The following is a 24,895-nucleotide window of genomic DNA, read 5'->3' on the forward strand; positions in this document are numbered from 1 at the left end:
TTATTTAATTTACTGTAGCTGCCGACATAGACGGCGCGGCATCTGCCGGCGCGCTGCCCCAGTTTTTGTTAGGACGCGATCCCATTACCAACGTCAACTTGCCGCCTTTTACAACATCGCTGTTATTCATCCACGGCTTGTTCCATGCCATACCATTTAAAGTAGCCGACTGGATATATTTATTAGCTGCTGATACATTTTTAGCTTCGATAACAAAGCTTTTGCCGCCGCCAACATTAATAGTACTCTCCTGGAATAGTGGGCTGCCTATATCAAATACCGGCCTGCCGGGGCATTGCGGGTAAAAGCCCATGGAATTAAACACATACCAACTTGACGTAGCACCGCCATCCTCATCGCCTGCCAAACCTTGTGGGGTTACGTCATACCAAAGATCCATCAATTGGCGCAAACGGCTCTGGGTTTTCCATGGCTGGCCTGCGTAGTTGTATAAATATGGAATATGATAAGCAGGCTCATTACCCTGCGGATACATACCCACCAAACCTGTCATATCAGGGAACTGGCCCAAAAACGCCAGCTTATCCATAGAGTGACCTGTCGAAAACAATTCGTCCAGTTTATCAACAAACGCCTGGCGGCTGCCCATCAGGTTAATTAAGCCTTGTATATCGTGCTGTACACTCCAGGTATAAACCCATGAATTACATTCGGCAAAGTATCCCTCGCCGGCAAACCCGCCCGAGTATTTTGGGTCAAACGGCTCAACCCATTTACCATCGGCAGTTTTTGGTGCCATTAAACCGATAGTCGGTTTATAAAGGTTCTGGTAGTTATGCGCACGGTTCATAAATAGAGTATAATCATCGGTTTTACCTAATGCTTGCGCTATTTGCGCCAGGCACCAATCGTCATAACAATGCTCAAGCGTTACCGATACCGATTGCCTTCTATGCCATGAGTCAACCTCTGGCACCCATTCTTTAACCTCCATCGTGGGTGTCCACCTAACCTGGTAAGGCAGGCGGTTATATATGTCTACTGTAGCTTTCGGATCAGCATCCGCGCGGATAGGCAGTGCCGGGTAAAAGCCTTTATCATAATAACATTTCTCTAACTCTGTTGTACCCGGCCCATCTTTCCATGGGATCATGGTGGCTTCCATAGCGTTTTTGCGCATACCGGCATAGGCTTTCTCTACATCAAAGCCACGTAAGCCTTTAAAATAAGCCTCCACAATAACTGATGTGGAGTGATTACCTATCATAGCGCCCGAGCTTGGCAGCCAGCCGGTAGTTTCATAAGCCTTAATAAACCCATTAATGGCTTTTTCAGATTCTTTTGGTTTGATCAAATCCTGCAAGGCATAAGCGCTGCGATAAGTATCCCACACGTTACCCATACGTAACGCACGGGTGCGATAAAGGGTGCTGTAAAATATGCCGCGTTGGCGCTCTGTACCGCCTTTAATTTTGATCAGGTTTAGCTCGGCGTTCCAGCGGTCCTTCAGTTTACTTTTTACTTGTTCAAAGGTTGATCTACCTATTTCTTTGTTAATTGATGCTTTAGCATCGTCAATACTGGTATTTGAGATACCAACTCTTAACTCTAAAGTTTGTGGCTGTGAAGATGCCGTCCAGCGCAAATAAGTGCCGCTGCTCGCACCACCACGATTACGTCCTACACCCGTTGGTGCCTCTTCTTTCCAGTCGCCATGGGTTGATGCGGCTTTACTTACTTCGGCATAAAAATATCTTTTTTCCGCCGCTCCGCCGCGTCTGCCAAAAGACGCGCCAGAGCCTTGAAGAATTTTATTGTCTTTCACCTCGACCGCAGAATTACCAGACAATAACAGGTTTGTAGCCTGATTAGCCGGAATTGTGAAGCGGAATATAGCCGCATTATCGGTCATAGTGTACTCAGTATTAATATTCGGATCTTCCAACAAAACCCGGTAGTAATATGGGGTAGCTGTTTCCAGGTCATGGTCAAAATGCGATGCGTTCTCGCGGGCGCCGCTTTTGAAGTCGCCTTCACTAATCATCAGATTGCCAAAACCAAGCGGGAAGTCGAAAATTTTATCAGACAAATAAAAATCCTCAATGGCCGGATTAAACGCCGGGAAGATATTCATGTTACCACCCGGAGCTTTTATAATGGGTGAGGTACTACGTGTTTTTGGATTGATAGAGCCTATGTACAAATCAACATAATCGGCTGGCGTTTTGCCGGTTGAAGCGGCTGTTTTTTTACCGGCCTTTTGTTGTGCAAACGCGGTGCCGCACAGCACAAACAATGCTAAAAGGGTATGTTTTAGTTTCATAATATTGGTTTACCTTATTACTGATAATAAGTGTATTACTTGGTTATACTTTGGTATCTCAATACTATGAAAATTAAATAACTTAATGAAAAGATGGAGAGGTAATTGTTTTGATACAAAGCCTTGGGTTATGAATACGCGCCGTCGACTCACCCGGTCTACGCCAAGGGTTAACGCGGTGTCAATATTTTAATCCCGTCCGGGCCGGCAATTATCGCTTTGGTCGCCAACTGATAAAACAGCGAATGCTCCACCACACCAGGCACCATTTTTACGGCGTTTATTTTATCTAAAGGCATAACTTCTGCAAAATATACATCCAGCAGGTAGTTGCCGTTTTCTGTAATAACAGCGCCGTCTTTTTGGGTACTCATACGCATTACGGTTTTAGCATCGGGGATGTTTTTGGTTAGCCATTGGCTTACCAATTGTAAAGCGGTGGGTAAAACTTCAAGTACCAACGGATAGGTAGTATCTAAGCTCTTTACAGATTTACCGGCATCGCCCAATAAAATAAACTGTTTCGCTAATGATGCCATGATCTTTTCGGATGTATGGATACCTCCGCCAGATTTCAAGGCATTCAACCTGGCATCAAACTGATCGCAGCCATCAAAGTAAATATCTATGTATTTTACATTGGCACTCCCCAATAAATTAAAACCATGATCCATTATTAAATTGGCAGTTTTGAAGGAGGACGTTGCAAAAATAAGTGAACCAGAAAGCTCACTATCCGCAGCCAATAACGAAAGTAAATTGGCAATGGTCGATCCTGCCCCAACACCTATGCTTTGCCCCGGTTTTATAAATTGCAGGGCAGCTTTGGCGGCTTCCATTTTATAGTCTGTCATAGTTGTTTAATTGATAGGCTAATATCTGTTTAATTATTAAAAACAGTAGCCAACATTTAAGATTATTGTATTTTTAGCATTATTATAAAACCCGTTAAAATGCCGCTTAATCTTATTATACGCCCTGTAACTCAACAAGACTATGACCAATGGCTTCCTTTATGGGATGGTTATAATGCATTTTATGGCCGTTCTGGAGATACCGCGCTAGCACCCGAAATAACCCAAACCACCTGGGCCCGTTTTTTTGATATTAATGAACCTGTACACGCGCTTGTTGCCGAACTTGATGGAAAGTTGTTGGGACTAACGCACTATATTTTTCACCGTAGCACCACTTCGCTCACTACAAATTGTTATTTACAGGATCTGTTTACCACACAAAATTCGCGCGGAAAAGGTGTAGCAAGGGCGCTAATTAATGGGGTGTATGAAAAGGCAAAACTAGCCGGATCTGGCCGTGTATACTGGCAAACCCACGAAACTAATGCCACCGCCATGCTGCTTTATGATAAAGTTGCAGACAAATCAGGCTTTGTAGTTTACCGCAAGTTGATATAAAAAAAGCACCTGCAAACTAATACAGGTGCTTAACATGAAACTATCAACTGATCTTACTAATTGATGTCTTTACCCTCTTGCAGGCCTTTTACTATTCTATCCAACGTAGCCTGATTAGGCCCTGCCGGAGCTTGTGCACGGGCCTTTACGGCATAAGGCAAAGCTTTTTTATAATCGCCTAGCGCAGAATAACCTCTTGCCATACCCACATTGGTAAAAAACTGATCGGGGTATTTATCATAATCCATTTTAAATACATCAAAAGCCTCTTTACCTTTTTTGGCGCGGGTTAAACCACGGCCATAAAAATACAGCTCGTTCATATCGCCATAAGGCAATGCTTTTTTCATTGCGGCAATAGCTTCGGAGCCACGACCAAGGCTATCTAATATAGCCGCTTTGGTGCTCCAGGCGGTGAAGCTATGGCTACCACCAAAGTTTACACTGGTGGCGCTATCGGCCCATAATAAGCCTTCTTCCAAATTGGTTTTATGTTGGGCGCAGTATTGTGCGGCCTGGTCCCACGGCTGCCAGGTAAAGCCGGTTTCGGTACGCAATTGCTTTCTTAAAGCCGCTATCACATTTTGATCCAAATCAATCTCTACTTTAAAAGGAATGATCAGTTTTTCCCATTCTAATTGTATGGTAGCGCTGTTATCGGTTTGGTTAGTAAATTCATACCTTAACCACTCAACGCTTTTGTCGGCAGGTACAGGTTTTACTTTTACACGTAAAGCGTCTTCGGTTTGATTATAATAAAAGCTACCCCATGAGGATGAGTTTTTAGAGAAGATTAATGTACAACCCAGCGGATCATACGATATAAAAAAACCGTACTTACCCGCAGCTAAAGGCTGGCCTTCGATCTTTACATCGGTAGAGAATTGGATGCTGGTACTCTCGTTAGCGCCTGCACGCCACGGCGCTGCTTTTGAGGTACCGAATCCCTGGTCTACATAACCAACCGGTACCAGTTTGCCCCAGATCTGGCCCTCGCGCTTGTTAACGTGCGGACGGTTGTAAATAATATTGATATCGGTCAAACCAACCTGCTCATAAACCGATGCCCGCTTGTTGCCACCGCTGGGTGATACTTTTAACTGCGCATGGCCCGGGGTTGTAAATTCGCATACCAGCGTTACCATTAAAATGGCTGTAAATAATTTTTTCATATCGGAAAAGTTTTAAGTGTTTGTGGTTTCAATAATTTATGGAATAAAGCTTGTTTTAAAAATCCGCAAGCGCAAAACATTTCAACCCGTGGGGCTTTATTTTAAATGATTGACGCAAAAAAATCAACGGTATGAATTATAAAACACCACGCAACTATTGAATAAAGCGACCAGTTTGTTTAAAACAGTTGGGCAAACTAAAAAAGCTTTGTAGATTTAAAAATGAATTTTATTAAGAACATGGCTATCACTACGCGCCTGCAATGGCTCATTTGGATAGCTGTTTTCCTCATCCTGTTTTTCTCCATTTTACCGGTTGATGGTTTTATACACGCCATTACTTTCACCCCTATAAGTTTTGCTTTTTACCTAATAGTTATTTATGGTAATATTAGTTTCCTTTTCCCTCGCTTTTATCAAACGGGGCGCAAAGTTCAATATGTAATTTATGTAATTGTATTGCTGGTAACAGCGGGCATGGCGCGGGGTTATTTGATCATGTATTTATACAATAAAACCATGGCTAAGCCCGAACCGATAATGATAGGCAGCATGCTGAACTTCATTATAGCCGGCTTTTTAACTTATCTATTAAGTTTTATTTTCCGCATAGCGATAGCATATTTCTCGTTAAAGCAACAGTCAGAAAAAATACTGGCGCAAAAAAGCCAGGCCGAGCTTGATCTCTTAAAATCGCAGGTGCAGCCGCATTTTTTGTTTAATACACTGAATAATATTTATTACGAGGCCTATCGCGAAGCGCCAAATACGGCCAAACTGATAGAACGCCTATCAGACATTATGCGGTATTTTGTAGATGAAAGCCCCAAGGATCTGGTATCGATAACCACCGAGATTCAGTTTTTGGAGAATTACATCGCCTTAGAAAAAATAAGGATGCGCCATGAGCTTGACCTAACCTTTGTACAGGATTGTAACGCCGACCTTCGCATCCCACCAATGCTGCTCATGACCTTTGTAGAGAACATTTTTAAGCATGGTATTGATAAGTCAAGCAGCGATAATAAAATCGATCTGTCTTTAATTCAGCAGGATGGCTATTTGGTGTTTCAAACCAAAAATCCGGTTTATAATATCGCTGGGGGTGCCGAGCATAATGGTTTCGGTATAAAGAATTTAGAGAAACGCCTTAACTTGCTATACGGAACGGCGTTTGAGTTATGGACCGGCACAACCGATAATTTTTTCACAGCTTATTTAAAAGTACCCCTAACATGAGTTTAAGCTGTATTATTATTGACGATGAGCCTAACGCGGTAAACCTGCTGGAAATACTGATCACCCAAAATACCAAGTGGAGCCTGCTTACAAAATGCTATAATGCTTTAGAGGCCATGGCGTTTTTAAAGGATAATCAACCCGACTTTGTTTTTTTGGATATCAATATGCCGCAGCTAAGCGGCATGGAACTGGCCAGCTTACTATCAAAAGATATTAAAATTGTTTTCACCACCGCCTACTCTGAATATGCTGCCGAGAGCTATACTTTTCAAACTATAGATTACCTGTTAAAACCCATAACCCTTAAACGTTTTTTAGCGGCGATGCAAAAGATAGAGGGCTATTTCACTAATCCTGAAACTAGCGCAAAAACTGCTGCTGCGATAAGCGATGATTATTTCTTTGTAAAATCGGGCAAGGTGCTGCGCAAGATCTTACTGGCCGAGATCCAATATTTTGAAGGCGAGAAAGAATATGTGCGCCTGGTAACCCCTGCCGAGCAGATATTGATCTATCGCCGGTTAAAAGATATTGAAGAACAGTTGCAGCCGCCTTTTGTGCGCGTGCATAACTCGTACATCGTAAACACAAAACAAATCAATAAAATACAAGACAACCATATTTATATATCCGATAAGCAGATACCCATAAGCGAGAAGTTCAAGGACGGGTTTATGCAGGTGATTCAGCAAAGGATATTTTAGCGGGGCTGTCTTTTCTAAGTAATACTATCAACCCCAAAACAGGCCCAACAGCCAACAACACATAAATGTACTGCGCGTTCTCTACCGTACGCAAAGCATTTATTAACTGTATGCTGATGATAGTAATAGCAAACCCAATGCAATTTACAATAGTTAGAGAAGACCCTTTGGATACCGCAGGCGCATTTTGAGCAACAAGGGTTGAGAACAATGGCGAATCGGCAATTACCGCCATGCTCCATATAAACAGGAAAATGATAAAGGTTACCGTAGCGCTGTTAAACAACAACAGTGGCGAAATAATACAACATACACACGAAGTAAATAAGGCGATGGTCGCCATTCTCTTTACTCCAAAGCGTTGGGATAACAACCCGCTTAACGCGCAGGAGATACTGCCGATGCCGATAACAAAAAACGATAACAAAGGGATATTCAGATTGGCCGAGGGATAATGCGCTTTATAGGCTGTTAATATAACCGGCACAAATGCCCAGAAAGCATATAGCTCCCACATGTGGCCGAAATAACCAAACGCCGCAGCCCTGAATTTTTTATCAGCAAACCCATTTAAAAACCCGGCGAAGTTTAGCTTTTGGCTTTGTTTGCGGCCCGGTCCGTCTGGCACTAATAGCAGCATGGCGCAGCCGCCAATGGCCGACAGTAACGAGGTTGAGTAGATCACATATTTCCATGGCAAAGCCGCCGTCATGCTTTTTAATAAATGTGGAAATGCCGTACCCAAAACCAATGCGCCTACCAAAAACCCTAACGATTTGCCTAGGCCCTGCTGGTAATGGTCAGATGCTATTTTCATACCTACGGGATAGATCCCCGCCAGGAAAAAACCGGTGCAAAAACGGCATAACACCAGTGTTGCCGGGGTTATATTAGCTATACTCGCGCCCAGGTTAATTACAGCGGCTATCAATGCGCAGGTAAAGAAAACTTTAACCGGCGAGAATCTGTCGGCTATACTCAGTATGGCAAATATCAGCGTGCCCGTAATAAACCCTAATTGTACCGCGCTGGTTAGGTGGGCCAGGTAGGTTGGCTCTAAATGGAGCTGTTTGGCAATATCGCCCATAATGGCATTGCCTGCAAACCATATTGAGGTACAAAAAAACTGCGCGATAACTATAGTAGGTAGTATTCTTTTCATTTAAGTAGTTGCGACAAATATCTATAAAAAAACCAATTGATGATTAGGATGTTAATGTCTTGTATGCCCTTTATAATTGGCTATTATAACCATTACGTATCAACCTAAACAAAAGTAACTTAGCAAAAAACAAAATTATGTTTAAGGATTCAAAAGCATTCAGCAGTTTTTCTGTAAACGATTTACAGGCCGCCAAAAAGTTTTATAGCGAAGTTTTAAGTTTAGAGGTAAGCGATAACCCGATGGGAATTATCGAGCTGCACATAGCAGGCAGCAGCAATATTATGGTTTACCCAAAACCTAACCATGAGCCTGCGACTTTTACCGTACTCAACTTCCCGGTGGCTGATCTGGAAAAAGCCGTAGACGCACTTATAGCCAAAGGAATTGTGTTTGAGCAATACGATAGCGAATACATGAAAACCGACAAAAAAGGCATTGTTCGCGGCAACGGTCACGGACCGGATATAGCCTGGTTTAAAGATCCCGCAGGTAATATTTTATCGGTGATAGAGGATAAATAGATTACGTTTTTTTTGTTTTAGCATTTGCCGCTATTAAAAAAGCGATGCCGCTAAATGCCAGCGCCTCAAAAACGCTTACAATTTCATTGCCGTTGCCGCTTACCGGGTCGGCAATGGCGCGGGGAATGTGCAGGGTTATAAGCCATATAAATATAATCGCACCCAATAAATTAGCGGCTAACTGTCGTTTAATATTAAGGATGATACCTGCCGCACCTGCAATAAGTGCTACCCCTGCCAAATACCCTCAGAACGTATGCCAGGGTAGCCACGCGGGTACCAGCATTGCTACAAACGGCATATATAAAAAGTGCATTATACCTGCTACCAAAATATCTATCGCAAAAAAACACTTGCCATACGGAATAAGTTTAGCTAAGACTGCCATAAACCCGTTTTGACTTCCGGTTGTTGGCAATGACCCCGCCACCACGAATGCCCCGCCACTCAACGCTAATATTTTAAGTGGGTTTGACCATCCGGCCAGAAAATGCCAATTATTTTGAACCTGGCAAGGCAGATGCATGGTTATAAACAACAGCAACAAAAAAGCACCCAGCAGCAAAGCCGCCGTGCGAGCATACTTACTAAAGCCGGTAGCCAAACCTGCTGTCACTATCATAAAAACACTAACCAGCCAAATACAGGATACACAACCGGATAAAAAAGGGATGCTTGACGGCACAATTACCGGCATAAGGCTGTGTAACACTAATTGCTGCACGGCAATACCTATTATAGCTATGCTATAAAATAAACGCCATGTGGTGGTATATTTTTCCATAAAGCTGCTGATTAGGTGCGATTTGCTTATTGCAATTTATAAAATTATCCGCAGAAAAAACTAACAGACTATTGTTATTAAGGCATTACACAGGGTTTCAATCTCCTCTTTCGTATTGTAATAATGCACCGATGCGCGTACAATGCTGGTTAAATGATGCTTATCCATATAGATCAATGTAGATTTTGCCAAACCTACCGATACATTAATATTTTGCTCGAACAACCTGGCTTTTACTGCCGGACTGTCTATACCGCTAACAGAAAACGTTACGATCCCGCATTTTTCATCACCCATGTCGTGAACGGTTATGCCATCAATTGCTGTGAGTTGTTGACGCAGCGCATCCGCTAAAAACTGTACTCGTTGCCAGATCCGGTCAACACCAATATTTAAAGCATACTCAACCGCTTTGCCCAGGCCAAGGGTTATGGCGCGGTTTTTCTCGTACAGCTCAAACCTACGCGCATCCGGCCTAACTTTATAATCTGTTTGGCTGATTGTGGGCGTACTAAAACCATCCATAAACAATAGCTTGAATTTGTCCTGCATGTTTTTGCGCACATATAGAAAACCCGTACCGCGCGGCGCGCGCAAGTATTTACGACCGGTTACCGCTAACATGTCACAACCTATTGCTTCCACATCTATAGGTGCCTGGCCAGCTGTTTGGCAAGCATCAACCAAATATAAAATACGATGCTTGCGGGCTATTTTCCCTATCTCAACTATAGGTATCATCCCGCCTGCTGTAGATGGGATATGTGTTACCGCTATAAGTTTTGTTTTGGGCGATATGGCAGCCTCCAATGCGCTCAACATAAAATTACCCTGCTCATCATTAGGGATTATGTGTAGTATAACGCCATGCGTTTTTCGCATATTGATAAACCCGATAAGGTTGGTTACATATTCCATTTCGGTAGTAATGATCTCATCGCCTTCATTAAAATCAATACCATGAAATACCAATCCCCACGCTATGCTGGCATTTTCTACCAAGGCAATTTCATCTTTGCCTGAGTTGATGAGTTTAGCTATCAGATTATAAGTATACTCTAACTGGTCCTTGTATTTAAACTCGGTTTCATAGCCGCCCAATATGGCTTCTTCTTGCAAGTAGTCTATAACAGTATCTACCACAACATCAGGCGGTAAAGATGACCCGGCATTATTAAAGTGGATGCGCTGCGCGGTTCCTTTTGTTTCGGCGCGGAGTTGTTGTATTTCCTGTTCGGTTATGATTTTCATAGTTCAGCTTTAAAAATTATCTCCATCATAATGTCAGATCGCTCATAGGTGCCGGGCAGTACCGGTATTTCTGTAAACCCCAGTTTGTGGTAAATGTGTATGGCATTTTCCAGTCGGCGATTAGAGTACAATATCAATCGCTTTAAACCCATCTCTCTGGCTTTATCTATACCCGCCTGGCATAAAAATTTACCCGCGCCGCCACCACGATAGTTTTTATCTACCGCCATTTTGGTTAGCTCAAAAACGCCATCCTCAATAAAACGCAGACCTACGGTACCAATAATAGTTTCGCCCGCTTTGGCGAAATATATTTTGCCCCCGGCTTTTATAATAGCTTCATCAGGGTTTTCTAAAACGTATTTGTCAAATGCCTCAACAGTAAAATACTCTTCCAGCCAGGCTTTGTTAAATTTTTCAAAATAGGGCTGGTACTTGAGTTCGTAGTCTATCAATTTTAGTTGCATCTCGTTATCAATTATCAATATACAAAGTAAAAACATTGACAATTAGTAAAACAGATTCAGTTTTATTAATTTTGACCATAACAGATTAACATGAAAATGCAAGCTACCGAATCCGACACCGATTTTTTATACGTACAAATAGTGTCGCGTATTGAAAAGCAGATCAAACAAAACCTGCTTAAAACCGGCGATAAGCTGCCATCTGTAAGGGCTTTAAGCCAGGAACAAAACATCAGCATAAGTACCGCCTATAAAGCATATGTAGAACTGGAGAACATGGGCATGATAGAAGCGCGGCCAAAATCAGGTTATTACGTAAAGTTCTCGGCTGCGCAGCATACCAAAGCGCCACAGATCAAACCTCCACTTAAAAAAATAGCACAAACCAGCGTTACCGAAATGATAGCCATGGTTTACCAAAATATGGATGAGGCTGAAGTACTGCTTCTGTCGCGTTCAATCCCGCCCATCAATTTAATACCGCTGGCAAAGCTTAATAAATCTATGATGGAGGCTATCCGTAAGAGTCCGTCCGGAAACATTCATTATGAGAACTTGCAGGGCAATGTATCCTTACGTAAGCAGATAGCTAAAAATGCGTTTAACTGGGGTGTAAACATAACAGAGAACGATGTGGTAACCACCCAGGGTTGCATGGAAGCATTGGTATTTTGCTTACGGGCCATAACCAAACCTGGTGATACGGTTGCTATTGAGAGCCCAGCCTATTTTGGTATTTTTAATGTAATGCTTAGCCTGGATCTGAAGGTTTTAGAGATTCCCGTTAACCCGGAAACCGGCATAGACCTTGAATATTTAACCCATGCCATGGATAAAGTGGATATTAAAGCCTGCCTGTTTGTGCCCAATTTTAGCAATCCGGTAGGCAGTTGCATGCCCGATGAGCGCAAGCAACAATTGGTAAGCCTTTTAGCCGAACGGCAGATCCCGCTTATTGAGGATGATATTTATGGCGAGATATATTTTGGCAAAAGCCGCCCGCGCAACTGCAAGAGTTATGATAAAGATGGTTGGGTGATCTTGTGTTCATCAGTTTCTAAATCATTAGCGCCGGGTTATAGGGTGGGTTGGTGTATCCCGGGCAGATTTAAAGATCAGATCATCAATATTAAAATGATGCATACCATCACATCGGCCACCCCTACCCAGGCAGCCATAGCCCATTTTTTTGAGACAGGCCGGTATGATCTGCATATGCGCAACCTGCGCAAAGCTTTATACACCCAATGTTTAAAATATATCCAGGGTATAGCCACTTATTTTCCGGCGGATACAAAAATTAGCCGCCCGCAGGGTGGTTACGCTTTATGGGTAGAGCTAGGCAAAAATGTAAATGCTTTCGAGCTTTACCAAGCCGCAATGGCGCATAATATCAGCATAGCCCCCGGCCAGATATTTAGTACTGATGGAAGGTTCACTAATTTTATACGCATTAGTTTTGGTTTGCCTTACGATACTATGGTGGAGAATAGTTTTAAGGTTTTAGGGGAGTTAGTAAAGGAAATGGAGTAATACTGCGTATTATACTGCCGCTACCGCATCAATCTCTACCAAATAACCATGATGCAACTCTGGTACGGGCACTACCGCACGGGCGGGTTTATTGTCGCCCAGCATTTCGATATAGATCTGGTTAAAGGCTTTCCAGTTTTCAACACCTACCACATAAACAGTTACTTTAAGCAGATCTGACGCATCACTACCTGCTGCTTTAAGTACAGCTAATAAATTACTTAGGGCAACCCGTGCCTGTACCTCGAACGGTTCGGTATAAGTATGTGTGCCATCAGCATTCACAGGCAATTGGCCCGAGATAAATAACATGCCGTTATAAACTACACCCGGTGTATAATGCCCCGCCGGTGCCACAGCTCCATCTATATATATTTTTTTTATTGCTTCTTTCATATTACGTTAAAAAGGCAGCTTACCCAGGTCCACATTACCGCCGGTTATAATAATACCTATTTTTTGCCCGGCAAATTTATCCTTATGCTTAATAACTACCGCCAACGGTACCGCGCTTGATGGCTCTATAATAATCTTCATGCGCTCCCATACTAACTTCATAGCCGCAATTATTTCTTCGTCAGATACGGTTAAAATATCGCTCACATGCTCGCGGATTATGGCCAGGGTGCGTTCGCTTAAATTGGTCAGCAAACCATCAGCTACAGATTTTATGTAAGGAGCCTTTTCGACGTTACCGGTTTTAAAAGACAGTATCGCATCGGCAGCACCTTCGGGTTCGCAACCAATAACTTTTGTTTGGGGCGATAAGTAATGAACTGTTAGTGCGGTTCCGCTTAACATACCGCCACCGCCTACAGGAGTAAAAATGGTATCGAATAGATGATCCTGCCCTGCATCTTCCAGCAGCTCTTTGGCCGCCGTAGCTTGCCCTGCTATTACCCGGTCATTATCAAACGGATGTACCAGTACCGCGCCGGTACGGTTTATTACTTCAGCTACACCATTCTCACGGGCGGCAAGGTTAGGTTCACATTCAATTACCTCGGCACCGTAACCTTTAACCGCGTCTTTTTTAACCTGCGGAGCGTTGCTGGGCATCACAATATAAGCTGGCAAACCCACCAATCGCGCAGCAAAAGCAACCGCCTGGGCATGGTTGCCTGATGAATGTGTAGTAATAGCTTTACCTTCCTTATTTGCCACTATCTGCAAAATGGCATTTATACCACCGCGGGCCTTAAAAGCGCCTATCTTCTGAAAATTTTCGCACTTAAAAAATATCGATGCGCCAACCAGTTCATTAATGGTTTGATTAGTAAGTATAGGGGTGCGATGGATATGTGGTTTTATACGCTCATGCGTTTGGATAATAGTGTCTAAGGTAATTTGCTGATTCATTACCGTAAAAATAGCGATTAACAGCTTTATTAAGTTGATTTAATTTGATAAACAAAGCATTGCAAAAATTTAACAGGTATATGCTACTTTAGCAGTGCAATTATAAGCCGGATGTTTATGAAAAACAGGTTGATTTTTAAAAAGCTACAGATAATAGTTTGGCTATTATTTATAGGTAGCATGGCGCATGCCGCGCAAAAAAGTATCAGGGTTTTAATTGTAGGCGGCGGCACTTCGCACGATTTTGACCGTTGGTATAAACAAGCCGATGCGGCAACACTTAGCGCAGGTGGTCTTTACATAGTTACCTATACCGCCAATACAGATTCGATAGCTATTTATTTAGCTAATACCGATGTGCTATATTTAGCTACCAACCAAAACATCAACCCTGCAAACCGTGCCGCTATTTTCGCCTTTGCAAATGCGGGTAAAGGTTTAATATTTGGCCATCCCGCGTTATGGTATAATTGGAAGGACTGGCCCGAGTACAACCAACAACTGGTAAGCGGCGGAGCCAGTGCGCACGATCGTTATGGCAGTTTTGACGAAGAAATAGTTAACTCAAATCATCCCGTTACAAAAGGCATCGAACAAAAGTTCACACTTAAAGATGAACGCTATCATTATGTTGCTGACCCGGCTGGTCCCGGTATTGAGGTCCTAGCCAATAATCATGTCGCCGGATCAGACGTTGTATACCCATCTGTATTTGTTGTTAAAAACCCCAAGGCACGTATTGTGTGCATTGCTTTGGGCCATGATACAGCATCGCACGATATTAAACCCTACCAAACCATTTTGCGCAATGCGGTAAAATGGGTGGCACACCAATAAAATATTACCTTATGAAATACATTTTATCGCTTTTACTTACAGGCGGTTGCTTTTTACAAGTTAACGCTCAACAAAATTTTGATGTCGAAGCACATCGCGGGGGACGCGGTTTAATGCCGGAGAATACTATCCCTGCCATGCTTAACGGTGTGCGCCTTGGCGCGCGTACGCTGGAGTTAGATACCCATATTACTGCTGACGGCAAAGTTGTGGTATCGCACGATGGGGTGATGACCGCGGCAATCATGCAAAAACCAGACGGTACTAACCTAACCAAAGCCGAAGAAAAACAGCACGTGCTTTATAAAATGACCTATGACAGTATCAGGATGTATATCGAAGGAGTTAAAAACTACCCGATGTTTCCGCAACAGCAAAAGGTTAAAACTTATAAGCCATTACTAGCCGATCTGATTGATAGTGTCGAGGCTTACGTTAAAGCCAATCACCTTAAACCGGTTTATTATAACATCGAAACCAAAAGTAAAATTACCGATGATAACATAGAGAACCCCATCCCAGCCGTATTTGTAAAGCTGCTGATGGATGTTATTAATCAAAAACATATTACCGACAGGGTGATTATACAATCGTTTGATGTGCGCACATTACAGATACTGCATCAGCAAATGCCAATGGTTAAGACAGCTTTACTTATCTCAACCGGCGATTACGATACCAACATTAAGCTGCTGGGCTTTACCCCTACTATACTTAGCCCTGAGCAAAAAATTGTTACTGCCGATATGGTAACTACCGCCCATAAAAATAATGTACAGGTTATCCCCTGGACAGTAAATGATGAAGCCGCTATGAAAGCACTTGCAGATTTGAAAGTGGATGGGTTGATATCTGATTATCCCGACAAGTTGGTTAAACTGTTTGGCAGTTATCAAAAATAACAAGCAACAAAAAACCCGCCTTTAAAGCGGGTTTTTCTTTATATAATGTTGAGTTGATTATAGCCTAATTTTCTGCGTAGATGGGTTTTTTAACACCGTTATCATAAGCTTTAAGGTTTTTCTTTAGCAACTTGCGTGCCACGTGGATGCGGGTTTTAACTGTACCTATCGGGATAATTAAATGCTCAGCGATCTCGTGGTATTTATGGCCCTCAAAATACATGGTAAAGGGTACATAATAATCAGCAGGCAGTCTGTCTAAAGCTCTTTTAATGTCATCCATTACAAATTTGGCCTCGCCTTGGTTTTTGGTCGAACTAAATACCAGGTTAGGCGATGATATCTCATCAGACTTGGTAACGAATGTGCTCATTTTAACAAAACGGCGGTAATTATTGATAAAGGTATTTTTCATGATGGTATATAACCATCCCTTTAAATTGGTACCTTCTTTAAACTTATTGTAATAAGTTATGGCTTTCAACATGGTGTCCTGGACAAGGTCGTTAGCATCATCTGCGTCATGTGTAAAGTGTAAGGCATATGACCTTAATGAACTTGCCTGACGTAGTACTAGGGTGTTAAACTCAATCTTTGTCATCTTGTTAATGTTTTAGTATTGGTATGTAGACAAACCTCATACCATTAAACAAATCCATTAACTACACTCCTTACTCATATTATCAACGAAAATACAAGTGTACAACATACACCAATATTGAAATAATATACTTATTTACAGATATTTACATGCAAATAAAAATAACAATAAAACTCCATGACAATAGGATTACATTGCCGAATATTTACCTGAAATGAAAATAAATTAATTTATAATATTCACCTCGCGTTGTAGGGAAACGCCAAATTTGGTGTACACACTGTCTATAATTTGCGACGAAAAGTTGTACACTTCTTCGCCCGTAGCTCCGCCATGGTTCACCAAAACCAGGGCCTGGTTCTTCCAGGTACCGGTGTTGCCAATCACTTTACCCTTCCAGCCGCATTGCTCAATCAACCAGCCTGCCGCTAATTTAATAAACCCATCACCAGCCGGATAGTTTACAATTTCAGGGAATTTATTTTGTATAGGCTCAAACTCGGCAACGGTGATAACCGGGTTCTTAAAAAAGCTGCCCGCGTTGCCAATTGTTGATGGATCAGGAAGTTTAGCTACGCGGATGTGGGATACTACCTGCGATACATCTTTTATAGTAGGTGTTATTATACCACGGTTTTGCAGTTCCTGCTCTATCGCGCCATAACGCAAGTTAACATTGGGGATAAGCGATAATTCAAATTTTACCGATACAATAATATACTGCCCTTTCAACTCGCTTTTAAAAACACTTTCGCGATAGCCAAACTTGCAATCTTGTTTGCTGAAAGTTTTAAACTGACCTGTGCTGATCTCGAACGCTTTGCAGCTATGGAAAACGTCTTTAAGCTCCACGCCATAAGCGCCGATGTTTTGTATGGGTGATGCACCTACCGAGCCGGGTATCAGGCTCAGGTTTTCCAGCCCGGCATAGTTGCGCATTACGCAAAAGTTTACCAGGTCGTTCCAAACCTCGCCGGCACCGGCCTCTATGTATACCTGGTTATGGTTGATACGATGCTCGATACCACGGATATTTATGCGGATAACCAACCCGTCAAAATCGTTTATTAATAACAAGTTGCTGCCGCCGCCAATAACCAGGCGTTGGGTTTGCTGCCATTGCGGGTCCATAAATAGTTCCACCAGTTCGTCTTCGTGGTTTATTTCGGCAAAAAAGCTGGCATTAGCTTCTACCCCGAAAGTATTAAAGTTTTTTAACGAAACGTTTTGTTGGATTTGCAGCATGGTGGCGAATTTCGGAATAAAATTTATAATTATCATGGTGCTATTGTAGGGTTCCACTTTAAAAGTGTAAACCTATTCAGGACAAGTCAATCGATTTGGAACGCCCCTTCTTGCGATTCGGAACACCATAATAATTAAGTATGTTAACTTTAAATGGAGTGACAGAATGTTGTCAGTATTAGGTTCGATATAAGACTTACGAAGTTTTAAAAACTTCGTAAGTCTATTTTCAGGTAATAATTTCACTAATAGTTGGTCCGGATTTGTAATCTCAGACTAACGTAACGTAAAACGTCAACAAAAAAGCCTCCTACCGGTAAGTAAGAGGCTTCAAAAGGGGCTATCTAATTAACAACCTTTTTTCTTGCATTCTTTAGAACCTTTAACGCATTTGTCGCTTTTAAGGCTTTTGGTGGTTGTTGCTTTAGGGGCTGGCTTTTTAACCGGCGTTTTATCTAAAGCCATTACTGATGATGCCGCGATCATTATCGCCAGCATACTTAATGTTATCTTTTTCATATTGGTTTTTTTAATGTTGTAATCAATTGTGCTATTTCAAATGTAGTTATTTAATTCATCAATACCCCCTCGTTAATTTAGTTTTTTGAGAGTGATAACACAACACCAATTGTTAATTCTGATTTGCAATCCCGGATTTAATAGACATAAAATATTCCGCGTAGCGATATAACAATAGTATGGAATACTTTTGATCGGGATCGGGGTGAGTCCATGGCGCGCGTTAATCACCGCCACCATTAATCCACTTAAATTTTCGTATATTGTTACAACCCCATTAATATTCTAGTAAATCATTTAACAATAAAAAACTAGTACTTAATTTTCTTAAAAACATCTCCCGTTCTTTAATTTTTAAATAAAAATTTCATTTACAGTTAGTTACCAAAAAAACCTACTACCGGAATAAGACATTATACCCGATAAATGATAAAAATCACTACCGACACAACCCCAGATACCCGAAAAACTGCATTTTTTACTACCGGCAAAACCTCTGATACCCGAAAAATGGCAAAAATCACTACCAGCTAACCTATCAATACCAGTAGTAATTGTTGCATTGGCGTACGTACAGTAAATCCAACCCCGATAGTTATCGGGACGAACATCCGAAATCTCCGGGCAGACGCATTAAAATATAAACCTTTTCCCAACCCTCTTTGCGTTTAGCGCAGAGAGGGTCGACAAGTGTAACGATGTCGGTGTGAGTCCACGGCGCGTTCTATATCAACAATATTTTTGTAGCTTTAAACAACCAATCAGCACTACCAAATTATGAATAATATCTCCCGCAAAAATTTTATAAAAGGCGCTGCTATCGCCGTAGCGGGGATACCTTTTGGCAAATCTGCTTTGGGTAGTGTGTCTAAATTGACGTCTGCTCCTTTTAAAACGGAAGCGATAGTTGATAAAGTAAGTTTAAGCATATTCTCTAAACACCTGCAATGGCTTAATTATAAAGACATGGCCAGCCTCGCGGCACAATTAGGTGTTGATGGTATTGATTTAACCGTACGTGTAGGCGGGCATGTATTGCCCGAACGGGTAAAAGACGACTTGCCGAAGGCTGTAGAAGATATAAAACAGGCAGGCTTAAATGTGTATACCATTACTACAGATATACGGGATGCCGATGAAAAATATACGGCTGACGTATTAAAAACGGCATCGATGCTGGGTATTAAAAGCTACCGCATGGGTTGGTATAGTTATGATAGTAAATTAGATACATTAGCCAATATAGCCGTAATAAAAAAACGCATTACAGCTTTGGCGGCTATTAATGAACAATATAAAATTCATGGCGATTATGAGAATCATACCGGGCGTTTTGCCGGACCGTTATGGGATTTGTGGGAGGTACTAAAAGACCTAAACTCCCAATGGATGGGCTGCCAGTTTGATATACGCCACGCCACCGTTGATGGCGCCGAAGCGTGGCCCGTAACGCTTGATCTGCTGAAAAACTATATCGGCTCTGTCACTATAAAAGATTTCCGCTGGACAAAAATCAATAACAAATGGGTAATAGAGGATGTACCGCTGGGGCAAGGTATGGTAGACTTTAAGAAATATCTGGCCCAGCTAAAGAAACTAGATTTACTGCGGCCTATATCATTGCATTATGAATACCCACTAGGTGGCGCAAATGATGGCGCAACCAAACTAACCCTACCTAAAGAGGATGTTATTAAAGCGATACAGCGGGATGTAAATACGTTGAAGGAGTTATTAAAGGATAGTGGGTTGGTATGACACCCTTCGCCAAGTCTATTAATCTTCTAAATCCGAAATCGAACATCCGAAATCTTTACATTATATTCTCTAAATACTTATACCCACTACCCGTATTCAGCAACAGCACTTTTTCGCCGGATTGTATCCATTGGCTGGCTTTTAGCTTTTTGTAAGCTTGCCATAAGGCCGCTCCTTCCGGTGCGAAAAGCAATCCTTCGTTTCTGGCAATTTCTTTAACTGCGGCGCTCATTTCATCATCGCTTATGGTGATGGCGCTGCCGTTGCTTTGGTGCAGTACTTTTAATATTATTTTATCAGCATAAGGTTTAGGCACACGCAGGCCGTTGGCTATGGTAAAGCCGCCATCCGTAAATTCGGACACGGTTTGTCCAGCGTGGAACGCCTTAACAATACCATCGCAACTTTCAGACTGTACCGCTACCATGCGCGGACGCTTACCGCCAATCCAGCCTAGCTGTTCTAATTCGTCAAAAGCTTTCCAGATGCCTATTAAGCCTGTACCGCCACCGGTTGGGTAAAAAATAACATCGGGCAGTTGCCAGTTAAACTGCTCGGCAATTTCATAGCCCATCGTTTTTTTACCTTCCAGGCGATAAGGCTCTTTTAGTGTTGATACCTGGAACCAATTATTAATTGCCGCATACTCGTTAACCAATTTGCCGCAATCGCTAATGCTGCCATCTATCTCTACCAACTCGGCACCATACAGGTGGCATTCGTCTTTAAAAACTTTTGGGGTTTGTTTGGGCATGTACACAATAGCCTTTACACCTGCGGCAGCCGCGTAAGCCGCCAGCGCGCCGCCTGCATTGCCTGCAGTTGGTGTGGCAATAATTTGTATACCCAATTCTTTTGCTTTTGATACAGCGGCGCTTATACCTCTTGCTTTGAAAGACCCGGTAGGGTTGCCAGATTCGTCTTTCCAGAAAACTTCGTTATCGCCGGTAAATTTCTTGAGATTGTTAACCGGAATTATTGGCGTAAAGCCCTCACCAAGCGTTACAATAAATTTTTCATCAATAACCGGTAAAAACTCTTTATAGCGCCACATGGTAGCGGGCCTGCCGGTTAAAATATCCTTGCTGACGCCGGTGCTTAAATTGTATTGAGCAAATAAGGTAGATGTACAATTAGTGCAAACCGTGTTCACCACCCCGGCATTGTGTATGGTTCCACATTCGGGGCATTCCAGATATGTCAGTAACGATGCCCGTTCCAGTTCAATGTTGTTGATCATTATTATATTTTTTAATTCTATTACAGGCTATCTCAAATGGTAGAGAGCACGTTGTACAATACGCTGACTTTGCGCATTAGGTTGTACAACATTAGCCTGGCTTGTAAAATTTGCTCATAATATTTCAACTTTACAACATTTCAACCCTACAACAACATTATATATGTATCGGCCTGTTGTCCGTTGCTGCTAAACACGCTTCACGCATGGCTTCTGTATAGGTTGGGTGCGCGTGGCTTATCCGCGATATATCTTCAGCACTTGCCCGGTATTCCATGGCTACTACTGCCTCGGCAATCATATCCGCGGCGCGTGGGCCTATCATGTGCACACCTAATATTTCATCGGTAGTAGCATCTGCCAGTACTTTTACAAAACCGTCTAAATCGCCACTGGCTACTGCCCTGCCACTTGCACGGAACGGAAATGAACCTGTTTTATATTTTACGCCTTTTTCTTTTAATTGCTCTTCGGTTTGGCCTACGGCTGCAACTTCGGGCCAGGTATAAACTACGCCCGGTATAAGGTTATAGTTAATGTGTGGTTTTTGGCCTACAATGGTTTCAGCAACGTAAGTACCCTCATCCTCGGCTTTATGGGCCAGCATGGCGCCGCGTACAACATCGCCTATAGCATAAACACCTTTAACGCTGGTTTGCATGTGCTCGTCAACAGTAATTTTGCGTCCACGCTCTTCAACGGTAATACCAATTTTATCCAGTCCTAAACTATCCGTATAAGCAATACGGCCGACTGCAACCAGGCAATAATCGCCTTTTAATTCTTTTTTATCACCGTTAGGGGCATCAAAAGTGACTGTTACCTCTTTACCTTTTACGGCAGCGCCGGTAACTTTATGGCCCAGGTAAAACTCCATTCCTTGTTTTTGCAGCACCTTTTGCAATTCTTTGCCCAGGCTTTTATCCATAGTTGGGATAATGCCATCCATAAACTCAATTACCGATACTTTAGCGCCTAAACGCGCGTAAACCGATCCTAACTCCAAACCGATAACACCACCACCTATCAATATCAAATGCTTAGGTATTTCCGGCAGGTTTAATGCTTCAGTTGAAGTGATGATGCGTTTTTTATCTATCTTAATAAACGGCAGGCTTGACGGTTTTGAGCCGGTAGCAATAATGATGTTCGTTCCGGTTATTTCTTGCGTAGTACCATCAGCTTTAGTTATAATGATGGTGTTTTTATCTTTAAAAGATCCCATGCCCTGGTAACCGTCAATTTTGTTCTTCTTAAACAAAAAGCTAATACCGGCAGTATTTTTGGCTACTACATCGGCTTTACGTTTTATCATCTGGCCAAAATCAACCTTTAAATTACTTAGGTTGATACCATGGGTAGCAAAGGCATGGCCAGCATTGTAAAAATGTTCGGACGAATCAAGCAACGCTTTCGATGGAATACAGCCCACATTTAGGCAGGTACCGCCGTAGGTAGCGTATTTTTCAATACAAGCTGTTTTTAAACCAAGTTGGGCACAACGTATAGCGGCTACATAACCACCCGGACCAGAACCTATAACGATAACATCATATTGCATAGTAGTACTTTTTTGTGGGGCAAAGTTACGTTTTTTAGAGATTAGAGATTAGTTAATTGGAGATTAGTTGACTTAGTAATTACCATTTTACGCTATATTTAGTTTCTTTTATGAAAAAGCTGGTTATTTTACTGTTTGTCTTCATCTTTTCGGCAGGTTATAGCTGGGCTCAAACGCTTTATGGGGCCGATGCTTACGGCGTTAAAACCAAAGCCATTGGATTTTTAGAAGAAGGTAAAATTTATTCGGCTGATGTATATGGGCTAAAAAACAAGGTGATTGGCTTTTTGCAGGACGGTAGGATTTATTCAGCAGACGCTTATCAACTTAAAAATAAGATAGCCGGGCATGTAGAAGGCAAAATCATATACTTTGCAGATGCTTATCAATTAAAAGACAAACCCGCCGCGTTTTTAGAAGATGGCAAGGTGTACGCGGCAGATAGTTACGGAATTAAATCTACCCTGATTGGGTTTTATGATGGTGGTAATAACGCTGGTGTGGCTTGTGCCTCGGTTATATTGCTTTTGCATCGCCATAAATAACCCACATAATATTATATTTGGATATAATTAACTTGATTTCATGAAACTATACCGATCACTGCCGGCTCTGCTGGCAATTATCTTTATTGCTATTAGCGCCAAAGCACAGCTAGGCATTCCTAAAGAAAATTTTACCCGCGCCGACACCTTGCGCGGAATGTTAACCCCGTTACGTACTTGCTATAATATTAACTACTATCATTTGGATGTGAAGTTTGATATCGATAAAAAATTTATCAGCGGCAGCAACCTTTTTAAGTTTACTGCTACGCAGGATTTTACCAAACTACAGTTTGACCTGTATGCCAACCTTAATATTGAAAAGGTGATATACAAAGGCAAAGAGCTGCCCTACACTCGCGAGTTTGGCGCAGTTTTTATCACCTTCCCGCAAACTATTGCTAAAGGCAGTAAAGACGAATTTACGGTATACTACTCGGGCAACCCAACCATTGCCAAAAATGCTCCCTGGGATGGTGGCGTAGTTTATACTACCGACTCGTTAGGCAGGCCGTTTGTGGCGACAGCCTGCCAGGGTGCCGGTGCCAGTATTTGGTGGCCCACTAAAGACCACCAGGCTGATGAGGTGGACAGCATGCTGATCAGCATTAGCGTACCTAAAGGATTAACCGACGCGTCAAACGGGCGCCTTCGTAAAAAGACAGAATTAAAAGATGGCTATACTCGTTTCGACTGGTTTGTTGGGAGCCCTATTAATAATTATGATGTCGAGGCTAATATTGCCAATTACACCCATTTTGGTGATATATACAATGGCGAAAAAGGTAAGCTGACTACCGATTTCTGGGTGTTAAGCTACAACGTTGATAAAGCCAAAAAGCACTTTGCCGCCAACGTGCCGCGTATGTTAAAAGCTTTTGAACACTGGTTTGGCCCCTACCCCTGGTATGAGGATGGTTATAAATTAATAGAAACACCGCACCTGGGTATGGAACACCAAAGCGGTGTTGCTTATGGCAATCATTACGTCAATGGTTATTATGCTGGCCATCGTGGTACGCCAATGGGTATAGATTTATCGGGTACCGGAATTGGTTTGACCTGGGATTATATAATCGTACATGAAAGCGGGCACGAGTGGTTCGGTAACAACATAACATCCAAAGATTTGGGCGATATGTGGATCCATGAGAGCTTTACAGATTATTCTGAATCCTTATTTGTAGAGAATACATCGACCAAACAAATGGGCCAGCAATATGTAAGCGGCCAACGCAGAGGTATACAGAATACCAGTCCCATTGTTGGCCCTTATAATGTAAACAAAGAAGGATCTGGTGATATGTACCCAAAAGGCGCGGTAATTTTAAATATGATCCGTACTATAATTAATGATGACGAGAAATGGCGCGGGATTTTGCGGGGGCTTAATAAAACCTTCTACCACCAAACGGTTACGTATGATGATATTACAAAATACATAAGCGACCAATCAGGCATGAACCTGCTGCCTGTATTTGACCAGTATTTACATTATGCCGATTTGCCGGTGGTTGAGTTTGCTACCATCAACGGTAAACTGTCTGCTAAATGGATTGCCAACGCAACCGGCTTTAATATGCCGATAAAAGTAAGAATGAAAGGCGGCGAATATAAATTTATTAAACCCGGCAAAGGCTATTTTACCCCCGTAAATATTGATGGTATTACTAAAGATAATTTAGAGGTTGATACCTTTAACTATTATGCAGGTGTAATTGTAGACTAACTTTATTTTTAGTGTAACGCCTTGGATAAAAAAAGCGTCATATATCAAAACTTAAACAAAA

25 protein-coding genes are annotated in these 24,895 nt (G+C 42.2%); 10 read left to right on the forward strand and 15 right to left on the reverse strand.

Annotation, left to right across the window (positions count from 1 at the left end; all coding sequences use genetic code 11):
* Positions 1-4 precede the first annotated feature (4 nt).
* Both JWQ34_RS07780 and rpiA read right to left on the reverse strand, forming a co-directional pair.
* Positions 5-2,284 (reverse strand): GH92 family glycosyl hydrolase, encoded by a 2,280-nt coding sequence (locus JWQ34_RS07780; RefSeq protein ID WP_299356175.1) that lies wholly within the window; start codon positions 2,282-2,284, stop codon positions 5-7.
* Between the two features lie 170 nt (positions 2,285-2,454).
* Entirely contained in the window at positions 2,455-3,138 is a 684-nt protein-coding gene (gene rpiA / locus JWQ34_RS07785; RefSeq protein WP_299356177.1) for a ribose 5-phosphate isomerase A, read from the reverse strand.
* Positions 3,139-3,237: 99 nt separating this feature from the next.
* On the opposite strand from rpiA, the gene JWQ34_RS07790 reads away from it, so the two are divergent.
* Positions 3,238-3,699: a GNAT family N-acetyltransferase gene (locus JWQ34_RS07790; RefSeq protein ID WP_299356179.1), complete on the forward strand. Its 462-nt coding sequence runs from the start codon at positions 3,238-3,240 to the stop codon at positions 3,697-3,699.
* A 56-nt stretch (positions 3,700-3,755) separates the two neighbouring features.
* On the opposite strand, the gene JWQ34_RS07795 is transcribed toward JWQ34_RS07790, so the two are convergent.
* On the reverse strand, positions 3,756-4,871 hold the full coding sequence (locus JWQ34_RS07795) for a DUF2911 domain-containing protein (RefSeq protein WP_299356181.1): 1,116 nt from the start codon (positions 4,869-4,871) through the stop codon (positions 3,756-3,758).
* Between the two features lie 222 nt (positions 4,872-5,093).
* Here JWQ34_RS07795 and JWQ34_RS07800 point away from each other — a divergent pair, with 222 nt between their 5' ends.
* On the forward strand, positions 5,094-6,110 hold the full coding sequence (locus JWQ34_RS07800) for a sensor histidine kinase (RefSeq protein ID WP_299356183.1): 1,017 nt from the start codon (positions 5,094-5,096) through the stop codon (positions 6,108-6,110).
* Positions 6,107-6,817, forward strand: coding sequence for a LytTR family DNA-binding domain-containing protein (locus JWQ34_RS07805; RefSeq protein ID WP_299356185.1), 711 nt, complete (start codon positions 6,107-6,109; stop codon positions 6,815-6,817). Before JWQ34_RS07800 ends, JWQ34_RS07805 begins: the two co-directional genes overlap by 4 nt.
* On the opposite strand, the gene JWQ34_RS07810 is transcribed toward JWQ34_RS07805, so the two are convergent.
* On the reverse strand, positions 6,786-7,979 hold the full coding sequence (locus JWQ34_RS07810) for a nitrate/nitrite transporter (RefSeq protein ID WP_299356187.1): 1,194 nt from the start codon (positions 7,977-7,979) through the stop codon (positions 6,786-6,788). The genes JWQ34_RS07805 and JWQ34_RS07810 overlap by 32 nt on opposite strands.
* A 137-nt stretch (positions 7,980-8,116) precedes the next feature.
* On the opposite strand from JWQ34_RS07810, the gene JWQ34_RS07815 reads away from it, so the two are divergent.
* Entirely contained in the window at positions 8,117-8,503 is a 387-nt protein-coding gene (locus JWQ34_RS07815; protein WP_299356189.1) for a VOC family protein, read from the forward strand.
* Between the two features lies 1 nt (position 8,504).
* Here JWQ34_RS07815 and JWQ34_RS07820 read toward each other — a convergent pair whose 3' ends face one another.
* The 4 genes from JWQ34_RS07820 to JWQ34_RS07835 are packed head-to-tail and all read right to left on the reverse strand — an operon-like array spanning position 8,505 to position 11,041.
* Complete coding sequence (locus JWQ34_RS07820; protein ID WP_299356191.1) at positions 8,505-8,744, reverse strand: hypothetical protein; 240 nt, start codon at positions 8,742-8,744, stop codon at positions 8,505-8,507.
* Between the two features lie 6 nt (positions 8,745-8,750).
* The gene (locus JWQ34_RS07825; RefSeq protein WP_299356193.1) at positions 8,751-9,287 is read right to left on the reverse strand and encodes a hypothetical protein; all 537 of its coding nucleotides are present in this window, start codon (positions 9,285-9,287) and stop codon (positions 8,751-8,753) included.
* A gap of 60 nt (positions 9,288-9,347) precedes the next feature.
* Entirely contained in the window at positions 9,348-10,538 is a 1,191-nt protein-coding gene (locus JWQ34_RS07830) for an aminotransferase class V-fold PLP-dependent enzyme (protein ID WP_299356195.1), read from the reverse strand.
* Positions 10,535-11,041, reverse strand: a complete 507-nt coding sequence (locus JWQ34_RS07835; RefSeq protein WP_299356197.1) for a GNAT family N-acetyltransferase — start codon at positions 11,039-11,041, stop codon at positions 10,535-10,537. Before JWQ34_RS07835 ends, JWQ34_RS07830 begins: the two co-directional genes overlap by 4 nt.
* Positions 11,042-11,095: 54 nt before the next feature.
* Here JWQ34_RS07835 and JWQ34_RS07840 point away from each other — a divergent pair, with 54 nt between their 5' ends.
* On the forward strand, positions 11,096-12,538 hold the full coding sequence (locus JWQ34_RS07840; RefSeq protein ID WP_299356199.1) for a PLP-dependent aminotransferase family protein: 1,443 nt from the start codon (positions 11,096-11,098) through the stop codon (positions 12,536-12,538).
* Positions 12,539-12,547: 9 nt separating this feature from the next.
* On the opposite strand, the gene JWQ34_RS07845 is transcribed toward JWQ34_RS07840, so the two are convergent.
* Positions 12,548-12,934, reverse strand: coding sequence for a RidA family protein (locus JWQ34_RS07845; protein WP_299356201.1), 387 nt, complete (start codon positions 12,932-12,934; stop codon positions 12,548-12,550).
* A gap of 6 nt (positions 12,935-12,940) precedes the next feature.
* On the reverse strand, positions 12,941-13,897 hold the full coding sequence (locus tag JWQ34_RS07850) for a threonine/serine dehydratase (RefSeq protein WP_299356203.1): 957 nt from the start codon (positions 13,895-13,897) through the stop codon (positions 12,941-12,943).
* 117 nt (positions 13,898-14,014) lie between these two features.
* Between JWQ34_RS07850 and JWQ34_RS07855 the strand changes: the two genes are divergently transcribed.
* The gene (locus JWQ34_RS07855) at positions 14,015-14,734 is read left to right on the forward strand and encodes a ThuA domain-containing protein (RefSeq protein WP_299356204.1); all 720 of its coding nucleotides are present in this window, start codon (positions 14,015-14,017) and stop codon (positions 14,732-14,734) included.
* An 11-nt stretch (positions 14,735-14,745) separates the two neighbouring features.
* The gene (locus JWQ34_RS07860) at positions 14,746-15,636 is read left to right on the forward strand and encodes a glycerophosphodiester phosphodiesterase family protein (RefSeq protein WP_299356206.1); all 891 of its coding nucleotides are present in this window, start codon (positions 14,746-14,748) and stop codon (positions 15,634-15,636) included.
* Positions 15,637-15,700: 64 nt separating this feature from the next.
* Here the strand turns inward: JWQ34_RS07860 and JWQ34_RS07865 are convergent, their stop codons facing one another.
* The 3 genes from JWQ34_RS07865 to JWQ34_RS07875 all read right to left on the reverse strand — a co-directional run bounded on the left by JWQ34_RS07865 (position 15,701) and on the right by JWQ34_RS07875 (position 18,001).
* Positions 15,701-16,237 carry a sigma-70 family RNA polymerase sigma factor gene (locus JWQ34_RS07865; protein WP_299356207.1) on the reverse strand — a complete coding sequence of 179 codons (537 nt, stop codon included), beginning with the start codon at positions 16,235-16,237 and terminating at the stop codon, positions 15,701-15,703.
* A gap of 225 nt (positions 16,238-16,462) precedes the next feature.
* Positions 16,463-17,482 (reverse strand): UDP-N-acetylmuramate dehydrogenase, encoded by a 1,020-nt coding sequence (murB, locus tag JWQ34_RS07870; RefSeq protein ID WP_299356402.1) that lies wholly within the window; start codon positions 17,480-17,482, stop codon positions 16,463-16,465.
* 348 nt (positions 17,483-17,830) lie between these two features.
* Entirely contained in the window at positions 17,831-18,001 is a 171-nt protein-coding gene (locus JWQ34_RS07875) for a hypothetical protein (RefSeq protein ID WP_299356209.1), read from the reverse strand.
* 777 nt (positions 18,002-18,778) lie between these two features.
* Here JWQ34_RS07875 and JWQ34_RS07880 point away from each other — a divergent pair.
* Positions 18,779-19,759 (forward strand): sugar phosphate isomerase/epimerase family protein, encoded by a 981-nt coding sequence (locus tag JWQ34_RS07880; protein ID WP_299356211.1) that lies wholly within the window; start codon positions 18,779-18,781, stop codon positions 19,757-19,759.
* A gap of 55 nt (positions 19,760-19,814) precedes the next feature.
* On the opposite strand, the gene JWQ34_RS07885 is transcribed toward JWQ34_RS07880, so the two are convergent.
* On the reverse strand, positions 19,815-20,999 hold the full coding sequence (locus tag JWQ34_RS07885; protein WP_299356213.1) for a threonine synthase: 1,185 nt from the start codon (positions 20,997-20,999) through the stop codon (positions 19,815-19,817).
* A 157-nt stretch (positions 21,000-21,156) separates the two neighbouring features.
* Positions 21,157-22,560, reverse strand: coding sequence for a dihydrolipoyl dehydrogenase (lpdA, locus tag JWQ34_RS07890; protein WP_299356215.1), 1,404 nt, complete (start codon positions 22,558-22,560; stop codon positions 21,157-21,159).
* Positions 22,561-22,670: 110 nt separating this feature from the next.
* Here lpdA and JWQ34_RS07895 point away from each other — a divergent pair, with 110 nt between their 5' ends.
* Both JWQ34_RS07895 and JWQ34_RS07900 read left to right on the forward strand, forming a co-directional pair.
* Positions 22,671-23,105 (forward strand): hypothetical protein, encoded by a 435-nt coding sequence (locus tag JWQ34_RS07895; protein WP_299356217.1) that lies wholly within the window; start codon positions 22,671-22,673, stop codon positions 23,103-23,105.
* A 40-nt stretch (positions 23,106-23,145) separates the two neighbouring features.
* Positions 23,146-24,834 carry a M1 family metallopeptidase gene (locus JWQ34_RS07900; RefSeq protein WP_299356218.1) on the forward strand — a complete coding sequence of 563 codons (1,689 nt, stop codon included), beginning with the start codon at positions 23,146-23,148 and terminating at the stop codon, positions 24,832-24,834.
* Positions 24,835-24,895 lie beyond the last annotated feature (61 nt).

Origin of the sequence: Mucilaginibacter sp., from assembly GCF_028288185.1 — a bacterium.
GTDB lineage: Bacteria > Bacteroidota > Bacteroidia > Sphingobacteriales > Sphingobacteriaceae > Mucilaginibacter.